9 protein-coding genes and 2 pseudogenes are annotated in these 7,357 nt (G+C 71.0%); 5 read left to right on the top strand and 6 right to left on the bottom strand.

The window, feature by feature from the left end; genetic code table 11:
- Together ACFW2E_RS36910 and ACFW2E_RS36905 are read left to right on the top strand one after the other, a co-directional pair.
- Nucleotides 1-606: pseudogene (locus ACFW2E_RS36910) on the top strand (hypothetical protein); the annotation flags it as partial.
- 5 nt (nt 607-611) lie between these two features.
- Nucleotides 612-962: a hypothetical protein gene (locus ACFW2E_RS36905; protein WP_384473413.1), complete on the top strand. Its 351-nt coding sequence runs from the start codon at nt 612-614 to the stop codon at nt 960-962.
- On the opposite strand, the gene ACFW2E_RS36900 is transcribed toward ACFW2E_RS36905, so the two are convergent.
- On the bottom strand, nt 951-1,370 hold the full coding sequence (locus tag ACFW2E_RS36900) for a DUF1992 domain-containing protein (RefSeq protein WP_384473410.1): 420 nt from the start codon (nt 1,368-1,370) through the stop codon (nt 951-953). The two genes, ACFW2E_RS36905 and ACFW2E_RS36900, sit on opposite strands and share 12 nt — an antisense overlap.
- A gap of 102 nt (nt 1,371-1,472) precedes the next feature.
- Here ACFW2E_RS36900 and ACFW2E_RS36895 point away from each other — a divergent pair, with 102 nt between their 5' ends.
- Nucleotides 1,473-1,865, top strand: a complete 393-nt coding sequence (locus ACFW2E_RS36895; protein ID WP_384473407.1) for a hypothetical protein — start codon at nt 1,473-1,475, stop codon at nt 1,863-1,865.
- 28 nt (nt 1,866-1,893) lie between these two features.
- On the opposite strand, the gene ACFW2E_RS36890 is transcribed toward ACFW2E_RS36895, so the two are convergent.
- From ACFW2E_RS36890 to ACFW2E_RS36875, 4 genes are all read right to left on the bottom strand, one after another.
- The gene (locus ACFW2E_RS36890; RefSeq protein ID WP_384473404.1) at nt 1,894-2,568 is read right to left on the bottom strand and encodes an O-methyltransferase; all 675 of its coding nucleotides are present in this window, start codon (nt 2,566-2,568) and stop codon (nt 1,894-1,896) included.
- 107 nt (nt 2,569-2,675) lie between these two features.
- The gene (locus ACFW2E_RS36885) at nt 2,676-3,812 is read right to left on the bottom strand and encodes a DUF2330 domain-containing protein (RefSeq protein ID WP_384473401.1); all 1,137 of its coding nucleotides are present in this window, start codon (nt 3,810-3,812) and stop codon (nt 2,676-2,678) included.
- Nucleotides 3,813-4,132: 320 nt separating this feature from the next.
- Complete coding sequence (proP, locus tag ACFW2E_RS36880) at nt 4,133-5,476, bottom strand: glycine betaine/L-proline transporter ProP (protein ID WP_384473398.1); 1,344 nt, start codon at nt 5,474-5,476, stop codon at nt 4,133-4,135.
- Between the two features lie 279 nt (nt 5,477-5,755).
- A complete protein-coding gene (locus ACFW2E_RS36875) occupies nt 5,756-6,148 on the bottom strand; it encodes an ATP-binding protein (RefSeq protein WP_384473395.1) in 393 nt (130 codons plus the stop codon).
- 92 nt (nt 6,149-6,240) lie between these two features.
- On the opposite strand from ACFW2E_RS36875, the gene ACFW2E_RS36870 reads away from it, so the two are divergent.
- Nucleotides 6,241-7,077: a helix-turn-helix domain-containing protein gene (locus ACFW2E_RS36870; RefSeq protein ID WP_384473393.1), complete on the top strand. Its 837-nt coding sequence runs from the start codon at nt 6,241-6,243 to the stop codon at nt 7,075-7,077.
- Entirely contained in the window at nt 7,049-7,243 is a 195-nt protein-coding gene (locus ACFW2E_RS36865; protein WP_384473390.1) for a DUF397 domain-containing protein, read from the top strand. The genes ACFW2E_RS36870 and ACFW2E_RS36865 overlap by 29 nt, the downstream gene beginning before the upstream one ends.
- On the opposite strand, the pseudogene ACFW2E_RS36860 reads toward ACFW2E_RS36865, so the two are convergent.
- Nucleotides 7,227-7,357, bottom strand: a pseudogene (locus ACFW2E_RS36860) (steroid 3-ketoacyl-CoA thiolase); the annotation flags it as partial. The gene ACFW2E_RS36865 and the pseudogene ACFW2E_RS36860 overlap by 17 nt on opposite strands.

Here is a 7,357-nt window from a genome sequence, read left to right as displayed (position 1 = left end):
GAGTACGACCGCACCTTGGCGCGCCACGACGTGGACCCCAAGTCCGCCTAACGCGAACTCTCCGAGAGGGTCGACCGGTACGGCGGACTGCGCGAGCGGCCGCTGGAGCCAGCGGAACGCGAGCGCTTCGAGGCCCGCTGGACGGCGGCCCAGGAGCACTTCGTCGACGCTCCCCACGACGCCGTGACCGAGGCCGACCGACTGCTCATGGAGGTGGCGGGCGCCCGGGGCTTCCCCGACGGCGGCCGCTACGAGGAGCAGATCGCCGCGCTGTCCGTGCACCACGCGGCGCACGTCGACGGCTACCGCCGCGTCCACCGCGCCACCTCCGAGGGCCGCACCGCCACCGGAAACGGCGCGGCGACCGAGGAGTTGCGCGTCGCCATGGTCGAGGCACGGGCCCTCTTCGACGACCTGGTCACCGCCGGCCGGGAACCTGTCCGGCACCGCGCGGGTCGGGACACCGCCCCGGACAAGGCCGCCCCGGACAGGGCCGCCCCGGACAAGGCCGCCCCGGACAGGGCCGCCCCGGGCGAGGGAGCGCGCGCCCGCGGAGGATCCCCTCTGTCGTGGATCCCCCAGAAGAGCCGGCCGAAGGAGAGCTGATCGACATGGCCGACGTGACATCGGACAAGGGCGCCGAACTCGCACCGGGCCCGGAGAAGACGGGACCTCTCCTCCCGCACGACGAGTGCGACGAACTCGAGCGGCGCATGCAGCACGCGATCGTCGGGTTCGTCGACGGTCCCCGGGCCGCGGTCGAGGAGGCGGACCGTGTCCTGGAGGAGATCACCGCCCGCTTCACGCACGCCGTGGGCCGGCGCCGCCGTACGCTTCGCAGCTCCTGGCAGACCGGCGGGGACGGGACGGACACGCGGACGGACACCCGGACGGACACCGAGCAACTGAGGCTCGCGCTGCGGGACTACCGCGAACTGGCGGACCGGCTGCTACAAGGCTGAACCGCCCGCCTCCCGGCGCTCCCGCCACTCCCGTACGACCTCCTCGACGTCGTACGGCTTCTTGCCCAGCGGGGGGCCGGGCGGCGGCTTGAACATCATGTCGCGGATCTTGACGTTGACATCCGTGATGATCTTCCGCGCGATCCGTTCCGAGGGGGCCGCGTACGCCGCCGCGAGCGCGTCCTCGGCCTCCTTGCGCAGGGCCAGCGCCGGCGGCAGGACCGCCAGTCCCTCGCGGGCCATCTTGCGCCTGACCCACCAGAGTTCGTCGTACGACGTGTCGGTGCCGGGCGGCAACGGCTTGCCCGCGCCCGGGAGTCGGTCGAACTCGCCGCGCCTCTGCGCGTCGCGGATCTGTTTGTCCACCCAGGACTCGAACGGGACGCCGGGTGGCTTTCGCTCGGTCATGAGTCCATTGTGCCGGACGCGGTGGGGCCGGGCGATTTATCATGCGGCCGCTGAGCAAGCACATCCGGGAACAGATCAAGGCGCAATACAGGGGGAACGCACGTGCTCGAACTCACCATGGCCACCGTCTCCGCGGCGGACGAGGGTGCCACGGCCGGCATGCTCATGGCCGACTCGCCCAGCGATACGGGTGCCGTGCTGCGGGTGGGCCGGGACGGGGCCATGTGCCGTCTGGTGACACCCGAGGACTGGCTGTTCGTCTCGCGCGTCCACCTGGAGTTCCTGTGCGGGCCCGAGGGCGCCTGGCAGGTGACCTGGCTGCGCGGCTCGCAGCCCGAACCGTCGTCCGAGGTGCGACTGGTGGTCGGGGAGTACGCGCAGCTCCTCGCCTACGGCGGGAGCGTGACGCTGCCCCGGGGCGGCTCGGGCGAGATCGTCATCCAGGACCGCACCGGGCCGCGCAGTGTCAACGTGGGCTTCTACCACGAGGTGTAGGCACCGGCCGGGGCCCGGGGCGCCCGGTTCAGGCCAGCACCCGGGCCAGCGCGAAGCCGTCGTGCCCCTTGCTGCCCACCGTCTGGATCGCCGTACCGGTGAGCCGGGGGTGGGTGGCGATCAGTTCGACGGCGTCCCGGCTGCCCCGGACGTCGGGGTCGTCGTAGCTCTCGGCGTCCACCACCCGGCCGCCGCGCACCACGTTGTCGACGATGATCAGGCTGCCCGCGCGCGTGAGCTTGAGCGCCCACTCCACGTAGTTCGCGTTGTTGGCCTTGTCGGCGTCGATGAAGACCAGGTCGAAGGGGGCCGGGTTCTCGTCGGCCAGCTGGGGCAGCGACTCCAGGGCCGGGCCCACCCGTACCTCGACGACCTTCTCCAGGCCGGCGCGGGCGATGTTGCGGACGGCGACCTCGGCGTGCCGGGGGTTGTACTCCAGGGAGATCAGCCGGCCGTCGGCAGGCAGGGCGCGGCCGAGCCAGATGGTGCTGTAGCCGCCGAGCGTGCCGATCTCCAGGATGTGGTGGGCGTCCTGGATCTCGGCGAGCAGCTGGAGCAACTTGCCCTGATTCGCCGTGACGTTGACGTGCGGGAGTCCGGCGGCCTCGCTGTCCCGCAGCGCCGCCTGGAGCACCTCGTCGTCCGGCGCGAGGTGGCTGGAGAAGTAGAAGTCGACGTCGTCCCAGAGCTGCGACCCGCTCATGCACCTACTGCCTTTCGTGTCTAGTTAGAACTTCTAACTAGCTGCGCTAACGAAGGTAGCCGCGCACCGGTTCCCTGTCAGCGAATCTCCGGAACGCCGGTGCCGTGTCAGCCGATCGGCGCAGGCGGGTGCACCGGCGGCGGGGGTGTCACGGCCCGCCGCGACCGCCGGACGGTGAACAGCGCGACGACCGAGACGACCACGGCCAGCGAGCCCCCGGTCGTCAGCAGCCACGCCGGGATTCCGGCCACCGTGAGCAGCCGGTCGCGGTAGATCACCTGCTGATAGGGGGTGTCCGAGGCGGTCCGGCGCAGCTCGTGGTCGGCGGAGATACGGGAGGGATCGGGGAACTCCTGCGCCACGGCGGTCAGATAGGGGGTGCCCGAGGCGAGCCGGGCCAGCGGGCCCCTGGCCGCGGTCAGCCGTCCGGCGAAGACGACCCGCGGCCGCTCCCCACCGATTGCGGTACGCGGCTCCATGCGGTGCCTGGCCAGCACGTACAGCCCGAGCGACTGCGGGGTCCGGGCCAGACGGGACAGGCGCATCGGGTAGACCGGCCCGGCGGCCTCGAAGGTGAGGTGCAGCGGGTCGAGCGCACCGTTCAGGGCGGTGTCGGCGCTCTCGGGGGCCAGCCGAACGGCGACGTACTCCCAGTGCATGTCGACGTACGGCTGGAGGGCGTCGTTGAGCCGGGACGGGAGGGAGAACCCGTTGGTGCGCAGCCAGCGGGCCAGGGCGCCCGGGTCGGTGGCGGTCAGCCGGGCCACGTCGAAGGGGCCGAGCCGCCGGCGGTCGACCACACCCACTCGCGGTGGGGCGGCGGCTCCCGCGCCGGGCGGGGCGGCGGCGGTGTCGTCGCCGGTGGTCAGTGGCCAGTCCCCGTCCTGGGGCCAGAAGTGGTACCGGGTGCGGTGCACGGGAGCGGTCGCCGCGTCCAGCTGGTCGAAGAGCGCCGGATCGCCGAGGTCCACGGTCGCCCGGTGCGGCACCGGCATGATCCACGCGGCCCGGTCCGCGTCCCCCTGGACCGTCAGGCGCATCTCGATCTGCTCCTGCCCGCGGTCCCAGCGCAGCACGGACACCTCGCTGGAGACGCTGATCCGGTGCTGCGCGTCCACCACCATCGCACCGCAGCCGCACGCGTACGCGGGCGCCACGAGCCAGCTCAGTTGTACGCCCAGCACGGCCAGGACGACTGTCAGCACGCGTGCGCGCGCCCGCCTCCACCACCGGAGTCCGTCCATGGCCCGGAGCCCTCCCTTCCCACCGCCGACTGCGACCCGACAGGGCTTCAGACGGCGGCACCGAGGGTCCGGTTCCAGCCGTGTTTCCGGACGGCGACCCGCCAACTCCGGTTGAGGCAGAGGCGACGGCCGGTATCCGCGGGGCCGGGCCCGGCGGATACCGTCGTTTCACGGGCGATGGCTGTGCCGGCCGTGCGCCCCGGCCCCGGACCCGCCCTGCGCCGGGCCCGGGGATGGGGCCGGGGTCGCAAGGCCGCCGCTTCTCCGGCGGGCCGGGCCGCGTACCCGCCGGCACCGCTTGGCCGGGCCGAGCCCGGTGGTCACGGGCGCTCCACCGACGGGGCCGAACCCGGGAGCGGGCGGCCCGCCGACTCCGTCATGCGCCACACCGCGAAGCCGCCGATCACAGCCGCCGCCATCATGTAGTACGCGGGCATCATCATGTTGCCCGTCGCGCCGATGAGGGCGGTGACCACCAGCGGGGTGGTACCGCCGAACAGCGAGACCGAGACGTTGAAGCCGATCGAGAGGGAGCCGTAGCGGACCCGGGTCGGGAACAGGGCGGGCAGTGCCGCGGGCATCGCCGCGGTGAAGCAGACCAGCAGCAGACCCAGCGCGCCCATGCCGAGCGCGACGGCGAGCAGGCTGCCCCGGCGGATCAGCAGCAGGGCCGGGACCGACAGGAACAGGAAGCCCGCGCAGCCCGCCGCGATCACCGGGCGGCGGCCGATCCGGTCGGTCAGCGCGCCGGCGAAGGGCTGCACGATCATCATCAGCGCCATCACACCGAGCACCACCAGCAGGCCGTGCGTCTCGTCGTACTTCAACTCACTGGTCAGATAGCTGGGCATGTACGACAGCAGCATGTAGTCGGTGACGTTGAAGACGAGCACCAGCGCCATGCACAGCACAAGCGTCTTCCACTGACCGGCCACCATCTCGCGCAGCGGCACCTTCGGGCGGCTGGACTCCGCCTTCTCGACCTCCGCCGCGAACGCCGGGGTCTCCTCCAGGCGCATCCGCAGATAGAGGCCGATGACGCCCATCGGGCCCGCGATCAGGAACGGGATCCGCCAGCCCCAGGACACCAGCTCGTCCGGGGAGAGCAGGGCGGTCATCAGGGTGACCAGCCCGGCGCCGCCGATGTAGCCGGCGAGCGTGCCGAACTCCAGCCAGCTGCCGAAGAAGCCGCGCTTCTTGTCCGGCGCGTACTCCGCGATGAACGTGGACGCGCCCGCGTACTCACCGCCGGTCGAGAAGCCCTGCACCAGACGCGCGGCGAGCAGCAGCAGCGGCGCACCGACCCCGATCGTGGCGTACGACGGGATCAGGCCGATCGCGAAGGTGCCCGCCGCCATCATGATCATGGTGAGCGCGAGGACCTTCTGCCGGCCGACGCGGTCGCCGAGCGGGCCGAAGACCATGCCGCCGAGAGGGCGGACCAGGAAGGCCGCGGCGAAGGCGCCGAACGTGGACAGCAGCTGGGCGGTCGGGTTGCCGGACGGGAAGAAGACCTTGCCCAGCGTCACCGCGATGTAGCTGTAGACACCGAAGTCGAACCATTCCATGGCGTTGCCCAGCGCGGCGGCCTTCACGGCGCGCTTCACCAGGGCGGGGTCGGTGACGGTGACGTCGGAGGCCCTGCGGGCCCCGGGGATCTTCACGGGCGGGGTGACAGCTGTGGCGGTGGCCAAAACCGGGCTCGCCTACCTTTCGACGGGGACATGGACACGGTCCGCTCGACGGTGGTCACCGTTGCGAACCGAAATCGACCATAGGAGGAATTCGGCCGCTCACGTGCCGTGCGCAGATCGATGCATAGTGCAGCTAAATGTTGTGTACGCAGGCACGTATGCCCACCGTCGCGGCCCTTCTCGACCCGCCCGATGTGATCCTTGTCGCGGTCCGGGCGGCCGGCCGAACCCGCTACGGCACCCGCACGCTCACTTTTCTCCGCACTCGAACCAGACCGTCTTGCCGCCCCCGGCCCACGGAGTGACGCCCCACTTGCCGACCAGGGCGTCGAGCAGCGCCAGTCCGCGCCCGCTCTCCGACCCGGGGTCCATCTCGCCCGGCGTCGACGGCAGTTGTGGGTAACGGTCGGCCACCTCCACCCGTACCCCCGCCGCCTGCCGCAGCACCAGCAGCGAGCAGCGGCGGTCCGGGACGTGCCGTACCACGTTGGTGACCAGCTCGCTCACGCCCAGCTCCAGGGCGTCGGCCAGATGTGCCAGCTCCCAGTCGTCGAGCAGGGACCGGACGATACGGCGGATGTGCCGCACCGAGTGCTCGCCGACGGTGAGGCTCATGCGGTAGTGGGGGATGTGGTAGTTCACGGTACGAGACTGACCTCGCGCGACTACTCTGGGCTACCACGTGGATACAACGGGTCCGGCTGTGGACCGAGTTGCGTGAGAGGGGACCGTCAGTGACCCACATCAACGTCCTCGACCCGGGCGCCTCGCCCCTCGACTACTACGGCTTCGAGCTGCGCCGCCACCGGGAGGCGGCCGGTCTGACCCAGCGGCAGCTCGGGGACGTCATCAACTACACGGGGTCACTTGTCGGCCAGATCGAGACGGCCCGGAAGCTGCCCACGCCGGAGTTCAGCGAGCGGGCGGATCTGGCCCTGGAGACGGGCGGGCTGCTGTCCCGGCTCGTCACGTTGGTGATGCGAAGCCAACTCCCGGCTTGGTTTCAGCAGGTGGCGGAGCTGGAGTCGCGGGCCACCGAGATCTGCACCTTCCAGATGGGCATGGTCCACGGCCTGTTGCAGGCCAGGGAGTACGTGCGGGCCACGCTCGGCACGATCGACGAGACCAACCTCGACGACCGGACCGCTGTACGACTGGCGCGCCAGCGCATCTTCGAGAGGGGCGAGCCGCCGGTCTTCTGGATGGTGCTCAGCGAGGCCGCGCTCTACCAGGAGATCGGCGGTCCGGAAACCATGCGTGGCCAACTGGCCCACCTGTTGGCCTTCGCGGGCAACCCTCGGGTCAACGTCCAGATCCTGCCGTTCTCGGCAGGGGCGCATGCGGGACTGACGGGCTCGTTCAATGTCTACCGCTTCGAGAGCGACCCGACCATCGTCTATACGGAGGGCTACGGAAGTGGGCATCCCACCGCCAATCCGGACACCGTCAAGGACTGCTCGCTCCGTTACGATCATCTCCAAGCCGCCGCTCTGTCCCTCAGGGACTCGGCGGAGTTGATCCGGTGCGTGATGGAGGACCGCTATGGAGAGCAACGCGATTCAGTGGCGTAAGTCCAGCTACAGCAGCGACCAGGGCGGCGATTGCGTAGAGATCGCCGAAACCTCGGCCGCCACCGTAGCCGTACGCGACTCGAAGAACTCCACGGGCCCGGTGCTCTCCTTCGAGCCCGTCGCCTTCACGGCGTTCCTGGGCTGGGCGGCTACAGCCGCTGAATGATCGTCCCGGTGGCCAGTCCGCCGCCCGCGCACATCGTGATGAGCGCGAACTCCTTGTCGGGGCCCTCCCGCTGAAAGTACGCGGGTGAGTTCACCCCCGCCCCCCGCCCCCCCA

Source organism: Streptomyces sp. NPDC058964 (assembly GCF_042741275.1).
Taxonomy (GTDB): Bacteria; Actinomycetota; Actinomycetes; order Streptomycetales; family Streptomycetaceae; genus Streptomyces.
Note: the sequence above shows the minus strand (reverse complement) of the source record. Positions and strands in the feature narration are given on the sequence as shown.

Bases quoted from the DNA above. Each gene is read 5' to 3' on its own strand.
- ACFW2E_RS36900 (WP_384473410.1), bottom strand. From the start codon at position 1,370: ATGACCGAGCGAAAGCCACCCGGCGTCCCGTTCGAGTCCTGGGTGGAC.
- ACFW2E_RS36865 (WP_384473390.1), top strand. From the start codon at position 7,049: ATGGAGAGCAACGCGATTCAGTGGCGTAAGTCCAGCTACAGCAGCGAC.
- ACFW2E_RS36885 (WP_384473401.1), bottom strand. From the start codon at position 3,812: ATGGACGGACTCCGGTGGTGGAGGCGGGCGCGCGCACGCGTGCTGACA.
- ACFW2E_RS36890 (WP_384473404.1), bottom strand. From the start codon at position 2,568: ATGAGCGGGTCGCAGCTCTGGGACGACGTCGACTTCTACTTCTCCAGC.
- ACFW2E_RS36905 (WP_384473413.1), top strand. From the start codon at position 612: ATGGCCGACGTGACATCGGACAAGGGCGCCGAACTCGCACCGGGCCCG.